At 31.8% G+C, this 17735-nt stretch carries 18 protein-coding genes and 1 pseudogene; 3 read left to right on the plus strand and 16 right to left on the minus strand.

Going from position 1 to position 17735, the window contains the following annotated elements:
* Positions 1-26: 26 nt before the first annotated feature.
* From JOD41_RS05320 to JOD41_RS05330, 3 genes are read right to left on the minus strand one after another with little or no spacing between them, the layout of a single operon-like run.
* On the minus strand, positions 27-827 hold the full coding sequence (locus tag JOD41_RS05320; protein ID WP_205051895.1) for an ABC transporter ATP-binding protein: 801 nt from the start codon (positions 825-827) through the stop codon (positions 27-29).
* Positions 824-1852 (minus strand): FecCD family ABC transporter permease, encoded by a 1029-nt coding sequence (locus JOD41_RS05325; RefSeq protein WP_205051896.1) that lies wholly within the window; start codon positions 1850-1852, stop codon positions 824-826. The genes JOD41_RS05320 and JOD41_RS05325 overlap by 4 nt, the downstream gene beginning before the upstream one ends.
* Entirely contained in the window at positions 1849-3009 is a 1161-nt protein-coding gene (locus JOD41_RS05330; protein WP_205051897.1) for an ABC transporter substrate-binding protein, read from the minus strand. Before JOD41_RS05330 ends, JOD41_RS05325 begins: the two co-directional genes overlap by 4 nt.
* Positions 3010-3196: 187 nt before the next feature.
* Between JOD41_RS05330 and JOD41_RS05335 the strand changes: the two genes are divergently transcribed.
* Together JOD41_RS05335 and JOD41_RS05340 are read left to right on the plus strand one after the other, a co-directional pair.
* Entirely contained in the window at positions 3197-3994 is a 798-nt protein-coding gene (locus tag JOD41_RS05335) for an electron transfer flavoprotein subunit beta/FixA family protein (protein ID WP_205051898.1), read from the plus strand.
* An 8-nt stretch (positions 3995-4002) separates the two neighbouring features.
* Positions 4003-4998 (plus strand): electron transfer flavoprotein subunit alpha/FixB family protein, encoded by a 996-nt coding sequence (locus JOD41_RS05340; protein ID WP_205051899.1) that lies wholly within the window; start codon positions 4003-4005, stop codon positions 4996-4998.
* A 307-nt stretch (positions 4999-5305) separates the two neighbouring features.
* Here JOD41_RS05340 and JOD41_RS05345 read toward each other — a convergent pair.
* The 13 genes and pseudogenes from JOD41_RS05345 to JOD41_RS05405 all read right to left on the minus strand — a co-directional run bounded on the left by JOD41_RS05345 (position 5306) and on the right by JOD41_RS05405 (position 16080).
* Positions 5306-5595, minus strand: a pseudogene (locus JOD41_RS05345) (DUF3847 domain-containing protein).
* A gap of 211 nt (positions 5596-5806) precedes the next feature.
* Positions 5807-6559 (minus strand): hypothetical protein, encoded by a 753-nt coding sequence (locus tag JOD41_RS05350; RefSeq protein ID WP_205051900.1) that lies wholly within the window; start codon positions 6557-6559, stop codon positions 5807-5809.
* On the minus strand, positions 6543-7415 hold the full coding sequence (locus JOD41_RS05355; RefSeq protein WP_205051901.1) for an ABC transporter ATP-binding protein: 873 nt from the start codon (positions 7413-7415) through the stop codon (positions 6543-6545). Before JOD41_RS05355 ends, JOD41_RS05350 begins: the two co-directional genes overlap by 17 nt.
* Positions 7416-7584: 169 nt before the next feature.
* Complete coding sequence (locus JOD41_RS05360) at positions 7585-9006, minus strand: sensor histidine kinase (protein ID WP_205051902.1); 1422 nt, start codon at positions 9004-9006, stop codon at positions 7585-7587.
* Positions 8999-9679: a response regulator transcription factor gene (locus JOD41_RS05365; RefSeq protein ID WP_205051903.1), complete on the minus strand. Its 681-nt coding sequence runs from the start codon at positions 9677-9679 to the stop codon at positions 8999-9001. The genes JOD41_RS05360 and JOD41_RS05365 overlap by 8 nt, the downstream gene beginning before the upstream one ends.
* Before the next feature lie 193 nt (positions 9680-9872).
* On the minus strand, positions 9873-10013 hold the full coding sequence (locus JOD41_RS05370; protein WP_205051904.1) for a hypothetical protein: 141 nt from the start codon (positions 10011-10013) through the stop codon (positions 9873-9875).
* Positions 10014-10015: 2 nt separating this feature from the next.
* Entirely contained in the window at positions 10016-10228 is a 213-nt protein-coding gene (locus JOD41_RS05375; protein ID WP_008902116.1) for a helix-turn-helix domain-containing protein, read from the minus strand.
* A 488-nt stretch (positions 10229-10716) separates the two neighbouring features.
* Positions 10717-11409: an LrgB family protein gene (locus JOD41_RS05380; RefSeq protein ID WP_205051905.1), complete on the minus strand. Its 693-nt coding sequence runs from the start codon at positions 11407-11409 to the stop codon at positions 10717-10719.
* Complete coding sequence (locus JOD41_RS05385; RefSeq protein WP_205051906.1) at positions 11402-11752, minus strand: CidA/LrgA family protein; 351 nt, start codon at positions 11750-11752, stop codon at positions 11402-11404. The genes JOD41_RS05380 and JOD41_RS05385 overlap by 8 nt, the downstream gene beginning before the upstream one ends.
* Positions 11753-11759: 7 nt before the next feature.
* Positions 11760-12731 carry an electron transfer flavoprotein subunit alpha/FixB family protein gene (locus JOD41_RS05390; RefSeq protein WP_205051907.1) on the minus strand — a complete coding sequence of 324 codons (972 nt, stop codon included), beginning with the start codon at positions 12729-12731 and terminating at the stop codon, positions 11760-11762.
* A 9-nt stretch (positions 12732-12740) separates the two neighbouring features.
* Positions 12741-13508 carry an electron transfer flavoprotein subunit beta/FixA family protein gene (locus JOD41_RS05395; protein WP_205051908.1) on the minus strand — a complete coding sequence of 256 codons (768 nt, stop codon included), beginning with the start codon at positions 13506-13508 and terminating at the stop codon, positions 12741-12743.
* Positions 13509-13510: 2 nt separating this feature from the next.
* Complete coding sequence (locus JOD41_RS05400) at positions 13511-14647, minus strand: acyl-CoA dehydrogenase family protein (protein ID WP_205051909.1); 1137 nt, start codon at positions 14645-14647, stop codon at positions 13511-13513.
* Positions 14648-14667: 20 nt separating this feature from the next.
* Entirely contained in the window at positions 14668-16080 is a 1413-nt protein-coding gene (locus JOD41_RS05405; protein WP_205051910.1) for an FAD-binding oxidoreductase, read from the minus strand.
* A gap of 172 nt (positions 16081-16252) precedes the next feature.
* On the opposite strand from JOD41_RS05405, the gene JOD41_RS05410 reads away from it, so the two are divergent.
* The gene (locus JOD41_RS05410; RefSeq protein ID WP_205051911.1) at positions 16253-17689 is read left to right on the plus strand and encodes a hypothetical protein; all 1437 of its coding nucleotides are present in this window, start codon (positions 16253-16255) and stop codon (positions 17687-17689) included.
* Positions 17690-17735: the final 46 nt, after the last annotated feature.

Consider the following 17735-nt stretch of genomic DNA (forward strand, 5'->3'; position numbering starts at 1 on the left):
ACCATACTTCTCTTCTAATATATTTTCTATTTTAAATTTTCTTCTGCTATGCCAAGAGGAATAATGCTCTCATAGTCTTTGCCGTCCACAGAAATTTTTTCTATCTTCACATCTACAGAAAAAGATTTTTTCAAATTCTTTCTATTTAATACATCTCTCGTACTTCCAAACTTATAAGTCTTATCGTAATTTAATAGAAGACATTTGTTGGAAATTTTTAGGGCATGTTCTGGATAGTGAGTATTCATCACAATGATTACTCCCCTTTCAGATAATTTTTTTATTAGATTTAAAATAATTAGCTGATTTTTGTAGTCAAGGCCACTTTCTGGCTCATCTAAAATAATTATTTTTGGATCTTTCACAAGACTTCTTGCTATTAAAAGCATTTGCAGCTCGCCACCACTCATTTCGTTGGCATTTTTATGAGAAAGATGGTCTATTCCTATCATCTTCATGACTTCTTTTGCCCTTATTCTTTCTTTTTCATTGGGTTTTTCAAAAATATTTAAAGATGAAGTCGACCCAAAGAGGACCATTTCAAGCCCAGTATAGGGAAAAGAAAAATTTCTCTTTTGGGGAATATAGGAAATTTTTGACCAAATTTCATTTTCTTTTATAGAAGAAATATTTTTTCCCTCAAGAAAAGTTTCGCCCCTAGTCCATTTTAGAAGTCCCGTCAAACACTTTATGAGAGTTGTCTTTCCCACTCCATTGGGACCAAGAACTGAAAGGATATCTCCTTCTTCAAGAGAAAAATTTATGTCCCTCAAAATAAAATCTGTATTTTTGAATTTAAAAAATCCCTTAGAGACTTCTAATTTCATTTAAATATCCCTCCAGACCTTCTCATGAGCATTATAAAAATTGGAGCTCCAATAATTGCTGTTAAAATTGAAATTGGAAGTTCAATTACAGAAACTGTCCTCGATAAGGCTTCTATTAGGACCATAAATCCTGCTCCAAAGCTTATGCCAAAGGGTAGGGTGTAAATATTATTTGCCCCAATAATCATGCGAACTAGATGGGGAATAATTAGTCCAATCCAGCCAATTTGCCCACAAATAGAAACGCTAGATGCAGTTATTATTGTAGAAGTAAGTATAAAAATAAACCTGGTCCTTTTTACATTTATGCCAAGAGACCTTGCCTCATCTTCTGATAGGGAAAGGAGATTTAAGCCCCATCTCATTTTATAAATTACAAAAATGGAAATTAAAATGAGAGGTCCTGCCAAGACTAAATTTTTATAAGAAGTTCTGCCAAAGGAACCCATTAGCCAATAAGTTATTTGTGGCAACTTATCCATGGGGTCAGCTGTGTACTTTAAAAGGGAAGAAAAGGCATTGGCAAGAGAAGATACAATAATACCTGCCAAAACTAACATTACAATAGAAGATTCATCTCTTCTCACAAGATTTATTGTGATAAAAATTGAAATAAGACCTGTCACAAGGGCAATAATTTGAATGCCCATGGTGCCAAGGGAAAGTAAAATCCCAATAATTGCCCCAAGGCTTGATGCACTTGTCACGCCTAAAATATCTGGTGTTGCCAGTGGATTTGAAAAAATAGCTTGAAAGACAAGACCTGCCACAGTTAGACCTGCACCAACGATTAGGGCAGTGAGAATCCTTGGCAGCCTTATCTTAAAAATTAAGGACTCTATCATAGGGTCCAAATTTCTTTTTAATATGTAATTTTTAAATAAATTTATTATTTCAAAAATATTTATTTTTATCCTTCCCATAGAAAGTGCAATTATAGCACAGACTATGGGAAGAATGAATAAAATAAGATAGACATAGAGATGAAGTTTCCCATCATCTCTTATGCAATATTTTTTTATCATATATTAAACATGTCCTCGATTTGTTCATCACTAAGTTCATAATTATACCATTTTTGGTAGTAGTCTTTTATAACTTTCTTTAAGTCGTAGTCCTTGAAGGCATCTGGATAAGTTTCACTTGCAAGCCATGCAAGAACAAGTGGCGCGTCTGGGTTTGGTGTAAGCCAGTTCCACATGCCAAGCTTTGAATTGTATACTCTCTTGTCCTTAACAGATTTTAAGTTAGAAAAATCAAAACCCTCTACAGAATTATTGTAGACATCTTCTGTCTTAATATTTAAAAGGCCAGGTCCGTCAAGATAAAATACATCTGGGTTCCAAGAATAAATTTGTTCCACATTTACCTTTGCATAGCCCTTTGCTTCTCCTGCCACATTTTTTACCTTTAGTCTCTTTAGCCAGAAGTCGCCAAAAGTTCCCTTGCCGGCAACAATTGGAGTGCCTTCTTGATACTTCCAAAGGATCATGCCACTAGGTCTTTTTTCTTCAGGCACCTTTGCTATTCTTTCTTCAACATCTTTTACAATTTCATCGCCAGCTTTTAAGAAATCATCCATTTTTCCCTTTTCGCCAAAAACATCTTCAAGAAGTTTTAGCCATTCTCCGTACCTATTTATTGGATCTGCTGGAGTGTCAGCCCCCATAGTTACAAAGCCAATACATGGCACGCCAGTCTTTGATAATTTTTCGTAGCGATCTTGGTTTTTTGCATTGTAAAAAATTACATCTGGCTTTAATTTCATAATTTCTTCCACATTTAAATCTGATTGACCTTGAACAGTATTAGTAGCATCTAAAAGTTCTGGAGCCATATCCTTTAAAACTGTGCCAGAAATAACTTGTTTAAGAGAACCGGCATAGCCAACAATGTAAGGAGCCTTGCCTTCGTTATATGCCATATAAGTAGATAAAATTGGCACTTGGTCAATTACAATCTTTTCAATTTTATTTGGCACTTCAACTTCGTGACCTGCGTGGTCAGTGACTATGTGACTTCCAGCCTCATCTTTTGTAGCAACTTTTTCTTCTGTAGAAACATTTTTTGCTTCCGCATTTTTTTCTGTGGCATCTTTTTTACCGCATCCGCCTAAAATTCCTGCAAACAATGTAAAAACTAAAAGCAGGCTTAGGAATTTTTTAAACTTTAAATTTTTCATTAGGTACTTCCTTTCTATAAAGTAAATTTTCATAAAAAATAATCTTCATAAATATTATAATACACTTAGATAAATTTTTAAGGGCTAGTTAAATAAAATATTTTGATTAAATTTATCACTTGTAAATACTTTGAAGATTTTGGGGTATGATATAACTATGATGAAAAAAATAAATTTAGGAGGAACTATGAAAATATTATTACTAATGAAAACTGTTCCTGACACAACTAATGCGAGAATCGATCCAGAAACTAATAACTTAATTAGAGATGGAATTAAAACTGTAATAAATCCATCTGATTTATGTGGATTGAAATTTGCATTAAATATATCAGAACAAGTAGAAGAAGATGTACAGATTGATGTCCTAACTATGGGTCCACCCTCTGCAGATAAATATTTGCGTGAATGTATTCAAATGGGTGCAGAAGAAGCTTATCTATTAGAAGGACTTGAGTTTAAAGGTTCTGACACAATAGCAACTTCCTATGCCCTAGCTGAAGCAGCAAAATCCATTGGAGACTACGACATAATCTTTACTGGCGACCAAACTATGGACGGCGACACTGGACAAGTTGGTCCACAAGTAGCTGAAAGACTTGGCATGAACCAAGTAACTTATGTCTCTGACATAAATTATGTAGACGGCGAATTTGAAGTTAAGAGAAATATTGGAAGAGGTATTGAAACTGTAAAACTTTCCACTCCTTTTGTTGCATCTGCACTTAAGGGCTCAGTAAATAAGCCTTCAAAATTTGCTTTAAAGAGATCTAAAATTGCAAAAGAAAAAGAAATTCACGACTTGACTCCATCTTCTCTTGGCCTTGACCTTGAAAAGCTTGGACAAAAGGGTTCACTAACAATAGTAAAAGATTTGTCTGCTCCAAGAAAATCTGAAGCAGGAAACCTTATAGATAAGGGCTCTGCCAAAGAAAATATAGAAGAAGTCATTAAGATTTTAGAAGACAAGAAAGTATTAGTGTAGGTGATAAAATGAAAAAAGGAAATATTTGGGTAGTAAATGAAGCTTCAGAAGGTTCACTTTCACTTATAACTAAAGAAACTATGTCAAAGGCAAGAGAACTTTCTGATGAATTAAATAAAGAACTTGTAGCAGTGGAAATTGGCTACAATAATGATGAACTTGCAAAAGAATTAGGCTATTATGGTGCAGATAAAGTTATAGAAGTTAATGATGAACTTTTAGAAAATTACAGCACACTTGCTTATGCAAAAGTTTTGGAAGCTCTAATGGAAAAATATGATCCAGCAATAGTTATGCTTCCAGCAAGCCACAATGGTCGTGACTTAGCAGGTAGAGTTTCTGCAAAAAGAGGAGTTGGACTTGTTGCCGATTGCTCAAGCGTTGAACTAACAGAAGACAAGGAAGACATAAAGTGGATTAGACCATCCTTTGACGGAAAATTATTCTGCGATGTAAGAATTTTATCTGAAACGATGATGGCAACTATTGGCAGAGGGTCTTTCGTAGAAGCTCCTCGTGACGAAAAAAGAGAAGTTGAAATAATAAAAGAAGAAGCTGGACTAAGTGAAGAAGATTTAAAGACAAAATTCATTGATTTTGAAAAAGCTGACATCAATCCACTTCTTGACAAACTTTTAAATTCAAAGGTAGTTGTATCTGGCGGCAGAGGACTTGGTGGACCAGAAAACTGGCATTTAGTAGAAGAACTTGCCGATGCCCTTGGCGGTGCAGTTGGTGCAACAAAGGCTGTAGTTGACCTTGGCTGGTGCGACAAGGACCTACAAGTTGGCGTAACTGGCGTCCAAGTAAAACCAGACTTATACATTGCCCTTGGCATCTCTGGAGCCATCCAACACACAAAGGGCATGGAAAATTCTGCAACAATTATCGCCATCAACAATGACCCAGATGCTCCAATATTTAACATTGCATCCTATGGAATAGTTGACGATTTATTTAATATAGTTCCAGACTTAATAAAAGAAATAAAAAATAGAAAATAAATTTTTAAAGCTATGGTTTTGCCATAGCTTTATTTTTTTGCAGTTCTTAATATATTTCAATATATCCGACTAACTCGACAATGCTCCCTTTTCGGTCGCATCGTCGAGTTAGTCGGCTTAATTGTTACTTTCATTTCAAATTTTAAAAGTCAAGGGCGAGCCTTAGCGAGTTTATTTACCCTTGACTTTTAAGAAGCGAATGGTTGTTGGTCTCTGCAAGGGTTTGGCTCCGCTGGACGCAAGCACCCTTTAGGGTGTATAATTGCGCCCTTAGAAAATCTAAGGGAGATTTGGTTATTTTATTTCTTTAATTTTCTCTCATTATTTTTAGTATTTCTTTGAATTCTTTTGTCTTTGTTGCTTCTTCTAGTAGGATTTTTATTTCTTCATCTGTTAGTTCTTCTGCAATTTCTATAAGGCTTTCTAAGATTGCTCCTCTTGTTATTAGTCTATGAGTTCTTTATTTTCTTCTTTTTACTATGTCTTGTTTTAATATCTTTTTTCTTGATTTTTTAGTTGCCTTAGTCTTTCTTCTGTATCATCAATTTTATCTTTTATTTCCTTTGATTCTTGTCTTATTTGATCTAAATCTTTCATATATAACTCCTTTCTTGTATTAAAAAAAGGCGATGAAGATATACTCTCCCCGTCCTATAATTTATATCATAGTTTGAATTGTTTGTTTAAAATATCATATTACCTATCTTAAAGTCAGATATAGAAAAAGTGCCTAAAATTATAGGCACTTTAAGAAAATTTGACTCAATCTTTTATTCTATCTATTAAATGATTTATAAAACATATATTTTTATAGATCACTTTTTTTGAATTTTTTAATTCCTAAAAAAGAAAATAAAAATACTAGTCCCCAGTTAATTATCATATATTTAACAAAAATAATTGTATTCCAATTATCTAAAATTTTATTTAGATAATAAAATGGAGATACCAATTGAACTTTAGGAAACTCTTTCAAGTACATTAAAATTATAAAAACTATTATAAATATTCCTATAGAAACAAAAGGTTTAAAATTCATACTCAAACTTTGAACCATGCTTATTACAAAAATGTATGAAGACCATAATGAAATAATTATTAAAGTATCACTTATCCAGTCTTTACTTACAATGCTACCACTTGCAATTTTTAATTTCGATATAAAAATGTAATAGCAAAATATAGAAAATAAAACAAATAAACATGTAATCACTGTCCAATAAATAATTTGAGCGTATAATTTAGCTCTATAAATTTTACTTCTATTGTTTATCCTTGTGAGCATTATACTAATACTATTATTTTCTATTTCTCCTCTTAATATATTTGAACTATTTATTGCTAATATAATATAAACAATAAAAGCCATATATATAAAAGTAAACATGTCCTTTGCAAAAGAAAGTCCATTAACCAGTTCACTACTATTGTAAGTAATAATATTTGAGTTTCTGTACACACCTATTGAATAAAGTAATGGCATTAAAAACATAAAAAATAAAATTAAATTTTCTTTTCTTTTAACTTGCTTACCAATTTCAAATTTAATGATTTTCAACATTATTATTCACCTCTAACATCTTTTCTAAGGGATTTATAACCTTTTCAATTCTTGTTATTTCTGTTATTTTTGTAATATTCTTTATTTTGTCATTAAGATTTCTTTCTGTAACCTCAACTGTAGTTGAATCAATTTTTTTAACAATAGAGTCATCAATTCCACTGCTATCTCTAACCTTTATTATTATTGAACTCTTTATATCTAGATTCCCATCATAAATTTTTTTCCCATTTCTTATTACAACCAACCTATTACACAAGGCTTTAACTTCATCTAAATTATGATCCGAAAATACAACTGCCATTTGCTTTTTTTCTGCCATTTCTTTTACATATTCTTTAACCATATTTCTTCCATTGACATCAAGACCTACAAACGGTTCATCTAATAACATAATTGATCCTGAATTCAGTATTGCCTGTGCAAACCCTAATCTTTGTTTCATTCCAAAGGAAAATTCTTTTATTTTTTTGTTCTCAACATTTTCAAGACCAACTATTTTTAAAACATTTTTAATTTTCTCATTTACAATCTTTTTATCACTTATTCCATTTAAATATAAAATAGCTTTTAAATTTTCATAAGTATTAAGATAATCATAAAAACCAGGGTTAACAGAAATTCCGAATTTTTTTCTACATTTAGAATCAATTCCTAATTTTTCCCCCTCATAAAAAATTTCTCCAGAATCTGCTAAAATTTTTCCTGACACTGTGTCTAATAAAGTTGTTTTCCCAGCACCATTAATTCCTATTAGACCTACAATTTCGCCTTTATTCAAATTCATTGAAAAATTAAATAGTCCTTTTCCATTTCCATAATCTTTTGTAATTGATTCTAATTTCAATAGTTCCATAACAATAATCCTCCTCATCACTTATTTATAGATATGATAACTAATAAATATTACACTCACGCTATTCTAATCTTTCTCTAATATTAATAAACCTTTCAGCAGTCTTAAATATTTTAAAATTAAAAGTCAATAAAAAAAGATCTAGAAAATTATCCTAGATCCATATATCTTAATTTAATTTGTTTAATTCTATTATAAAGCTTTTATTGTAAAGTTCTGTATTGTTTTGATTCAAAAATATTTTTCCATTATGTTTCTCTACAATTTTTTTCGCAATAGATAAACCAAGCCCTCTATTTTTATTAGAAGTGTTTCTCGAAGTATCATTAGTAACAAATGGTTCAAATATATTTTTTGCCAACTTTTCATTTATTTTATTTCCGCTATCTCCAATAATTAGTTTAACTTTTTTGAAACAGTTTTCTATAGAAAAATACACTGTAATATGTTTTTCATTATGATCAATTATATTTTTCATCAAATTTTTAAAAACTCTAGAGAATATGTTTTGATCAATTTTTACATATAATTTTTCATCCGGAATGTTAATTATTACATTCATATCATTTTGCTCAAATATAGGTAAAAAGTCTATTATTGCATTCCTTGTAAATTCACAGAAATCAATTTTCTCAAGATTTAAACTATAAGAATAATCTTCATACTCTATAATTTCTGATAATTCGTTTAACAAAGTGTCTATATTCGATGCATTTTTGTCAATAGATTCCAAATATTTTTTAGAACTTTCTATTGGAATTCTTCCATTAATTAATGCTTCTGAGAAACCTTTAATAACAGTAATCGGTGTCTTGAGATCATGCCTTATATCAATAAATAACTGAATCCTTCTTTTTTCATTTTCAAGTCTCTCTTTTTGAAATTCTCTTAATGATTTCACCGTTGAATTAAATTCATTTTGAATAAAATCAAATTCAGAAATATTATTATATTCTTGTTTTCTTAAACTAAATGAATAGTCTTCTTTCTTTAACTTTTTAAAACCCATTTCTAATTCACTTAAAGGATTATATAATTTCCTATGTAATACTTTTGAGAATATGAGCACAATTATAAAAGTTCCTAAAATAAATAAAATAACTTTTAGTGTAAAAAATAGAAAAATTAATCCCGAATCTTGCATACTAGGAGTAACAAACACCCTATTACTAATATATTTTGTTGGTAAAATAACAACTCCATATTTGTTTATTCCATTTTCTTCTATATTTTTCATAGATGCAAAATAAGTTCTGTCTTTGTATTTAAAGGTGCCTTTATTTAGATTTACAATATCATCAAAAGAATAATCTTTTGGAACATTATCATCTGATATATAACTCAAAGATAAATCATTATTTAAAATTAATATCCATCCATCAAGCTTTTTAATTTTATTCTCATTTTCACTTAGGTCATTATCAAAAATATAATCTGCAGAATACTGATGAGCAATATTTGAAAATATTTTATTCCCAACTACTTCCAAAATACTTGAAGTTAAAATGTTATATACATATACAATAAGAACAATGGATATTATGCTTATGAACAAAAATTTTTTGAATGTAATTTGTTTGTTTTTAATCATTAAATTTATACCCCAGCCCTCTTATTGTTATGATATGTTTCTTTTCACAATCTCGATCTCCAATTTTATCTCTCAGTCTACTAATATAAACTGAAACTATATTATTATCATAATATTCATTGTCATTCCAGATTCTTTCTAATAAAATATCAGTAGTAAATACTTTATTCTTGTTTTTCATTAGAAATTCTAATAATTTATATTCTTGACCTGTAAGATCTATAATTTTTCCTGAACGAAATACTTCACAAGTTTCCATATTCAACTCTAAATTCCCTGATTTTATAGTCTTATTATTATTTTTTGAATCAACTCTTCTCAACAATGCATTAACTCGTGCAAACAATTCCATAGGATTAAATGGCTTAATAACATAGTCATCTGCACCCTTATCTAATCCGAGTATGATTTCAAAGTCAAGATTTTTAGAAGATAATATTATAATTGGTATATCACTTGTTTCTCTAATTTTCTTTAATACTTGGTAACCATCTAATATTGGCAGCATCAAATCTAAAATTATCAAATCAAATTTTTCTTCATAAAATAATTTTAATCCTTCTTTACCATCTTTTGCATCAAATATATCCATAGATCCAGGCTTGTATAATTTAATTAAATCAATAATATCTTCGTTGTCTTCTATAATTAGCAATTTAATAATTTTTGTCATAATTACTCCCATTTTACAAATTTTGTCGTTTCACAAATCGAATTAAATAAGTATGATAACTTAAAAATTTTAATAAATATAAAAAACAATCTAATGTTTTTTTATTTATACTTTACATTCATTGTATCATGATTTAATCATTGATAATTTATATAAAATCGCCTAGGAAATAATAAAATTATATAATCTTATTTCATAGACCATATTTTTTCTCAGTTAAGGCAGTTTCAATCTTGCTAAGTGCAATCCTACTTTCATCATTTGTATGAATTTCTTTTAGATGATTTAAGTATTCAAGCATTTCAGCTCTTCTTATTTGTGATAAGTTTCCCAATTTTATTCCACCTCATTTCTATGAATTTCTATAACATCTTCAATTCTGCAATCCAGTGCCAAGCAAATCTTTTCTAATGACTCTAAGTTCACATAAGAGTTTTTGCTCATTCTAGAAACTATGTTACTTGTTATGTTTGCAGCTCTTTTTAAGTCTTCTTTGTTCATTTCTCTTTCTACCAATAAGTGCCATAATGGTTTATAAGAAATTGCCATATTAATACCCCTTATCCGTTTTATTGTTAAGATATATTATATAATAAATAGGCTGATAAGTCACTTGAGCCTATTTTATACTTGTGCTTGCGTTAGTATTTATTGAGATATTCCTTGTTTTTTTACTTGTCCCACTTGGAAATGCTCCAAATTCTTCGCTGGATAAGATTTTTCATCAGCTCATGCTTCGCTAAGGCTCGCATTTGCTGTGAAAACCAGAAAAAGAAGCCTTATGGTTTTAGACTACTTTTTGTTTTTTATTTAATTTATTTCAAGAAATCCGACTCACTCGACAATGCTCCCTTTTCGGTCGCATCGTCTTCCTTCGCTGGATAAGATTTTTCATCAGCTCATGCTTCGCTAAGGCTCGCATTTGCTGTGAAAACCAGAAAAACAGAGACTCGTCTCTGTTTTTCTTATCATTAAAAAAGACCTATTGAGGGAGACAATAGGTCAATAAATTTATATAAATTAAAACAACATTCGCCTTAATATAAGGTATCTATAACTTTCATTGCAAGAGGCATTAGGATTACAGTCACAAGACCTGCCACAGCAATAGAAAGTCCACTCATGGCACCTTGAATTTCTCCAAGCAGTCTCGCTTCAGAAGTACCAACTGCGTGAGAAGATGTACCAATGGCAACACCTTGTGCTGTTGGGTCTTTTATTCTAAAGAGCTTAATTACCATTGGTGCAATAACTGCACCAGTTACTCCTCTTACTACTACAAGAACTGCAGTAATAGCAGAAGCTCCGCCATACTCTTCAGATAGAGAAATTGCAATTGCAGTTGTAATTGATTGTGGAGTTGCAGATACAACTAGATTTTTGTCAATGCCAAGCATGCTAAAGACAAAGACCACAAAAAATACTGCAATAAATGAGCCAAGTACCGTTCCTGAAAGAATTGGGATTAAATTCTTTTTAAGTTCAGGTAAATTTTCGTACAAATCAACAACCATTGCTACTGTGGCAGGAGCGATGAAGAACATTATAAAGTCTCCACCTTGCTTATAATCTTCATAAGATATTCCCGTCACCTTTAAAAATAAAATACATAGGGCAATGGATATTAGAAGAGGATTCGCCAAAGGAGTTTTTAGTTTTTTGTTGATCATTTTTCCTATTTCAAAGGTTGCAAAAGTCAAAATGATGCCAAAATATTTATTGCTAAACATTTTTCCTCCTTTGTAGAATTTCTATAATTTTCCCAGTAAGTCCCATAGTTACAGCTGTACCAAGGACTACTAGACCAATAAGTAGTAGAGCTTTTCCTCTTATCTCGTCATAGGAATTTATAATGCCAACACCTGCTGGCACAAATAAAATCGCCAAATTTTGTAAAATTCCATTGGAAGTCTTTTTTACATCATCAGGTTTTATTATTCCAACAGCAAAGGCTATGAAAAGATAAATCATACCATAAACAGCTTCAGGTATGGGGAAATTTATAAGATGTCTAGTCGCTACTCCAAGCATTAAGCAAACACACAGTATTACAAATTCCTTTAAATAATTCATAAATCACCTAGGCGTTAGCTTTAATTTTTTTCACTTCTTCAATAAGTAGTGGAAGAATAACTTTACAATCTCCAACTATTCCAACATCAGAAAGATTAAATATAGGAGCATCTTCGTCCTTATTTATTGCTAGGATAAAACCAGAGTTTTCCATACCAGAAATGTGTTGCACTGCACCAGAAACTCCGCAGCCAATGTATAGAGCAGGTGAAACAATTTTACCAGATTGACCAATTTGTGAAGCCTTTGGAAGAACTCCATCGTCAATTACTGGTCTTGTGCCAGATATTGGAGCACCAAAAACATCAGCAAGTTCCTTAACAAGTGGGAAGATTTCATCAGATGATGCACCTCTACCACAAGTTACTATTACTGGAGCATCTTCAAGATTTATTTCAGCTGCTGCAGAAGTAACAACATCTCTAATAATAGCTTTTAGGTCCTTAACTTCTTCAATATTTTCTTCTACAAGATTTCCAGCACCCTTAAGGTCATCTCTCTTGTCAAAAGATCCAGCTCTTACAACAATAATTCTTGGAGCCTTATTTATTTTTGATTCAGTTAAAACAGTTGCACCATAAGAAGGAGTAACAAAGATTATATCTTCTCCTTCAAATTTTATGTCCATTACATTTGTAAGAGAAACTGTATCAAGACTTGCAGCTACATTTGGAGCCAAGTCCTTGCCGTCTAGTGTACCTGGAATAAAAATGTCTTCACAATCATATTTTCTTGCTACTTCAACAATAATATTGGAAAAGTCTTCCATGTTGTAAGCATCTCTTTTTACGACTACAATATCACTTGCTCCTGCTCCCCTTAATTTATTTAATTCATCATCTTTTAATTCTTCAGTAATTAAAGCAAGAGATTTATTTCCCTTTTCAATTGCAATTTCACTTGCCTTAGAAAGAGCTTCTAAAGAAAGTTTAATAGGAGCACCATCTTTAATTTCTATATAAGTTAATATATTTTTCATCTTTTCCTCCTATAAAACCTTTTGTTCCTTCATAATTGCAATAGCCTTTGCTACGCTATCTTCTGGCTCTTCTTCATTAATTTTAACTCCAGCTTCTCTCTTTTTAGGTTCGAAATCTTTAATTTCTTCTAGAGTTAAAGAAGAATCACAAGTAACTTCAAAGTCTTCAATTTTTTGTCTTCTTGCAGCCATCTTTGATTTTATAGTAGGATATCTTGGTTCATAATCTGGCTTAGCAATAGTAACAACGCATGGAGTTTTTGTTTCGATTTCTCTATATCCACCGTCGATTTCTTGCTTAGTGATAAGTTTGTCCCCATCTAATTCCATTTCGATAACAGATGTAACAACGCCAAGATCAGATTTATTGGCAAAGTAAACTCCAACTTGTGAGCCTTCAGCATCAGTAGTTTCTTTTCCGAAGCAAATTAAGTCGAAAGGACCAAGCTCTTCTTCTAATTTCGCCTTTGCGCCCATAAGTATTTCTGTAATCATTTTTGCGTCAAGATTTCTATAATCATCACGCTTTACTAAGTAAGCCTTGTCAGCACCAACAGCTAGACAGTTTTTAAGTGAATTTTTAACATCTTCACCGCCAATAGAAAGAACAGTTACTTGTCCTTCCACTGCTTCCTTTAATCTTACTGCCATTTCTAGGGAGTAAGTGTCAAAGGCATTTACAACAGGTGTGATGGAATCTATTGCAGCCCTGTCTCCTTGGACAGAAACTGCAACTGAATCATCAGGCACTTCTTTTATACAAACTAAAATATTCATTCTTAACCTCTCAATAAATTATTCGCAACAACAATTCTCAAAATTTCATTAGTACCTTCAAAAATTTGGAAGATTTTTGCATCTCTTAAAAGTTTTTCAACAGGATATTCTCTACTGTAGCCATAACCGCCAAATAATTGGATGGCATCTTCAGCAACTCTCATAGCAATATCAGATGCATAACATTTTGCAATTGCAGATTCTCTATTGTATGTCAAGCCCATATCCATTCTTGTAAGTGCATTGGCAACCATTTGTCTTGCAACTTCAGTTTGGATGTCCATGTCAGCTAATTTAAATTGAATAGCTTGGTTTTTGTTAATTGGCTTTCCAAATTGGATTCTTTCACTTGTATATTTTTTAGCTTCGTCAATACCTCTTTGAGCGATACCAACTGCAATACAACCCATCCATGCTCTAGCTTGGTCAAGAGTTTTCATGGCAATAGAAAAGCCCTTGCCTTCTTCGCCAATAAGATTTTTAGCAGGAATTCTACAATCTTCAAGTACAACATCAGTTGTGTTTGAAGTTCTAATTCCCATTTTGTCTTCTTCCTTACCAGCACTTAGTCCAGGAGTTCCTGCTGGAACTAAAAACATTGAAATACCCTTAACGCCCTTAGATTTATCAGTAAGAGCAGTTATGCAGTAGTAAGATGCAACAGCACCATTAGTGATAAAGCATTTTCTACCATTAAGAACATATTCGTCGCCATCTTTTACAGCAGTAGTAGTTCCTGAACTTGCATCAGAACCAGCGCCTGGTTCAGTAAGACAGAAGGCACCAAGTCCACCTTCCATAGCTACATCAGCTACATAATTTTTTTGTTCTTCGCTGCCTGCAATGAGAACTGGCTTCATGCCAAGTCCTGATGCAGAAATAGTAGTGGCAAAACCAGCGTCAGCCTTTGCCATTTCTTCAAATAGAGCAGCAATGTCCACTCTTGAAAGACCAGGTCCGCCTAATTCTTCTGGCACTTCAAGGGCAAAGTAACCTTGCTCTTTTGCCATTTCATATAAATCTTTTGGCCATTCGCCAGTTTTATCTGCTTCTTTACAAACTTCAACAACTTCTTTTTCACAGAAGTTTCTAACATCTAAAAGCAAGTCCTTTGCTTCTTCAGAAATTAAATATGACATCTTTATCCCCTTTTTCCTTATTAAATAACTTTATTTGGATTTAAAATCATGTTAGGGTCAAATACTTTTTTAATGCCTCTCATTAGTTCAGTATTAACATCCCCTTCGAAGATCTTCAAGAATTCCTTCTTACCAAAGCCAATTCCGTGTTCACCAGAAATTTGTCCGCCCATTTCATAAGCCTTTCCATAAATATCCTTCATGAAAACTTCAACTTCTTTAACAAATTCTTCTTTTTCCATGTCATTTGAGCAAGTGTAAATGTGTAAGTTACCATCGCCTGCGTGACCAAAAGACTTAACTTCAAATGGGAAGTCCTTAGCTCTTTCGTTTACATAGTGAACATACTTAGCAATCATGTTAATTGGCACAACAACATCACATTCATCAAGAAGTTTAGTTTGTGATTCAATAGCTTCAAGGAAAGAAGATCTTGCAGCCCAAGCTTCTTTAATCTTGTTTGGAGTGTCAGCAACTAAAATATCAATTGCTCCAGCTTCCATAAGAACTTCAGCAGCTTCTTCTATAATGTCATTAAGTTCATCTTCATCATTTCCATCAAAAGTAATAAGAAGGTAAGCTCCAATGTCAATTCCTTCTAATTCTTTAGGGAAAGTAGACTTGCCAATGTAAATTTCAGACATATTAACAATTTCTTTTTCCATAAATTCAATAGCTTGTGGATTTAAGTGAGCCTTGAAAAGTTGTGGAACAGTTGAAATACAAGTGTCAAGGTCTTCGTAAGGAACAATTAGAGAAATAGTTTCCTTTGGAGCAGGAATAATTTTTAAAGTAAGTTCAGTAATAATTCCTAGAGTTCCTTCAGATCCAATAATTAAATCTTTTAGTGAATAACCAGTTGATGTTTTAGAAACAGTGGCACCAAATTGAGTGATTTCACCAGTAGGAAGAACAACTTCCATTGAACGCACATAGTTTCTTGTAGTGCCATACTTAACAGCTCTCATACCGCCAGCGTTAGTAGCAACATTTCCCCCAAGAGTTGCAAACTTTTCGCCTGGATCAGGTGGATACATATATCCCCTAGTTAAACAGTCTTCAGCTAAATCGTTTAATAATACGCCTGGTTCAACTTTAACAACCATGTTTTCTTCATCATAAGAAAGAATTTTATTCATTGATTGCATATTAAGCATAACGCCACCAAATCTTGAAACACCAGCGCCAGTAAGACCAGTACCAGCACCTCTTGCTAGTACAGGAATTTTATTTTCATTACAAATTTTTACGACATTTGAAACTTCTTCAGCAGAAGTTACATCAACAACCACATCAGGTTGTCCTTCGCCATAAATAGGCATTTCATCGTGGAAGAAGTCAATATTAATTTCTTCGCCAACATATACTTTGCAGCTAACAGCAGCTTTAATGTCTTCAATAACTTTATCAGTTACAGAATTATAATTTACCATTTTTCCCTCCAATAGTTTTTTAAAAATATTCTTAGTAATTTAATTATATAACCTAATTGTAAAAAAACGGTTTATTTGAACTTGCAATATGTTGAATAATCTTTACAATATTTGACTTTTATTCAACAAAACCATATAATTTAAACATATTATTTTAAGAAAGGATAAAAATATGTGGCAATACAGACAAGTTTTTAAAATTTTAACAGACATGACAAATACAAAACTATCTACAATTGCCTATGCCTTGGACTACGACATATCCTACATAAGCAAGTGGAATTCTGGCAAAAAATTGCCATCTTCAAAAAATATTTACACAATAAATAGAAAACTTGCTCCCCTCTTTGCAAGGGCTCTTGTTGAAGAAGACAAGGTCAAGGACTTTCTTCTTAGTTTTGAGCTTAAAAATTCAGAAATCTTAAAAAAAGACCAGGAAAAAGGTCTTGAAATATTAATCTATAAACTCCTAAATGAATCTTATGCCTACACAAATACAGATTTAAAGGAAGAAAGCCCATCTCTTACAAATTTCATCTTCAAAACATCAAGTGTGGAAGGCGACTTAAAGGAAATCCTAGATAAATTAATTTTGGAAAATAGAGACCTTGACATTTGGGCAACTTTTGACATAACAAGTCCCTATGCAGAAATACTTATTCAAAGCCTAAAAAAAGCTGCAAAAAATGTGGAAGTTAGCCTCCACCTAGTTTGCAAAAAAGATGAAGTTGAAAAAATCGATCTCTTAAAAATTATTACTGATAATTCCTCCATAAATATGGAATTTTATGAACGCAGCTACACTCACTGCGACTTTATACTTATAAAGGGCGAAATGTATATAATCATCGCCGAAAGAGAAGATTACTCAACTTTAACCTCTGGCAGAGAACTTGACACCATTTTTGAAATTTCCTCCTTTATGGATAATTTCTTTGAAAGGCTAAATAAAATAATTGTAACAGCACCTCCCCAAGATATGGCAAATACAAATTACAGAAAATATTTCTACTCTGACAACGAATTTTTATTTTTGTCAAATTACGGTTTCGAATTCTTGCTTCCCAATGAAATAATTGATAAAATTCTTGAAAATATTGACGAAGACAAGGACCTAAAGAAAAAAGAAATTGAAGATATAAAACTTTTGTGGGAAGAACTTTTTGTAGATGCAAAAATAAACTTTTTGACTACAAGGACTAGCCTCTTAAATTATTTTGAAACGGGAAATATCTTATATTGCTCCACAAAGGCAAAATTAAGTCCACAAGAAATTGAAGCTCACCTAAAAAATATTATTAAAATAATGGAAAAAAATGAAAATATAAACTTTTACATTATTAACGACAACAGATATCTAAAATCCACTGGCCTTGATAAATTTAATTTCTTCATAAACGAAAACAATATGTTTTTCAAAAAAATTCAAAAGGATCCTTTGCAGGCAAAGACATCCATAGTTACAAACATAAAGATTCACAACAAAATCCAAGATGTCCTAAGAGACCTAATGCACAGCCCCTACAGCAAAAAATATAGCGTCAAGGAATTGGAAAAACTCTTCCATAAATACGCCCAAGTATTTAAAAAAATGTCCCACAAGGACTAACCCATGGGATTAACAATTATTTATTTAGAATTTTAAACTAATTCAG

The sequence above is a fragment of the Peptoniphilus gorbachii genome, from assembly GCF_016908115.1.
Taxonomy (GTDB): domain Bacteria; phylum Bacillota; class Clostridia; order Tissierellales; family Peptoniphilaceae; genus Peptoniphilus_A; species Peptoniphilus_A gorbachii.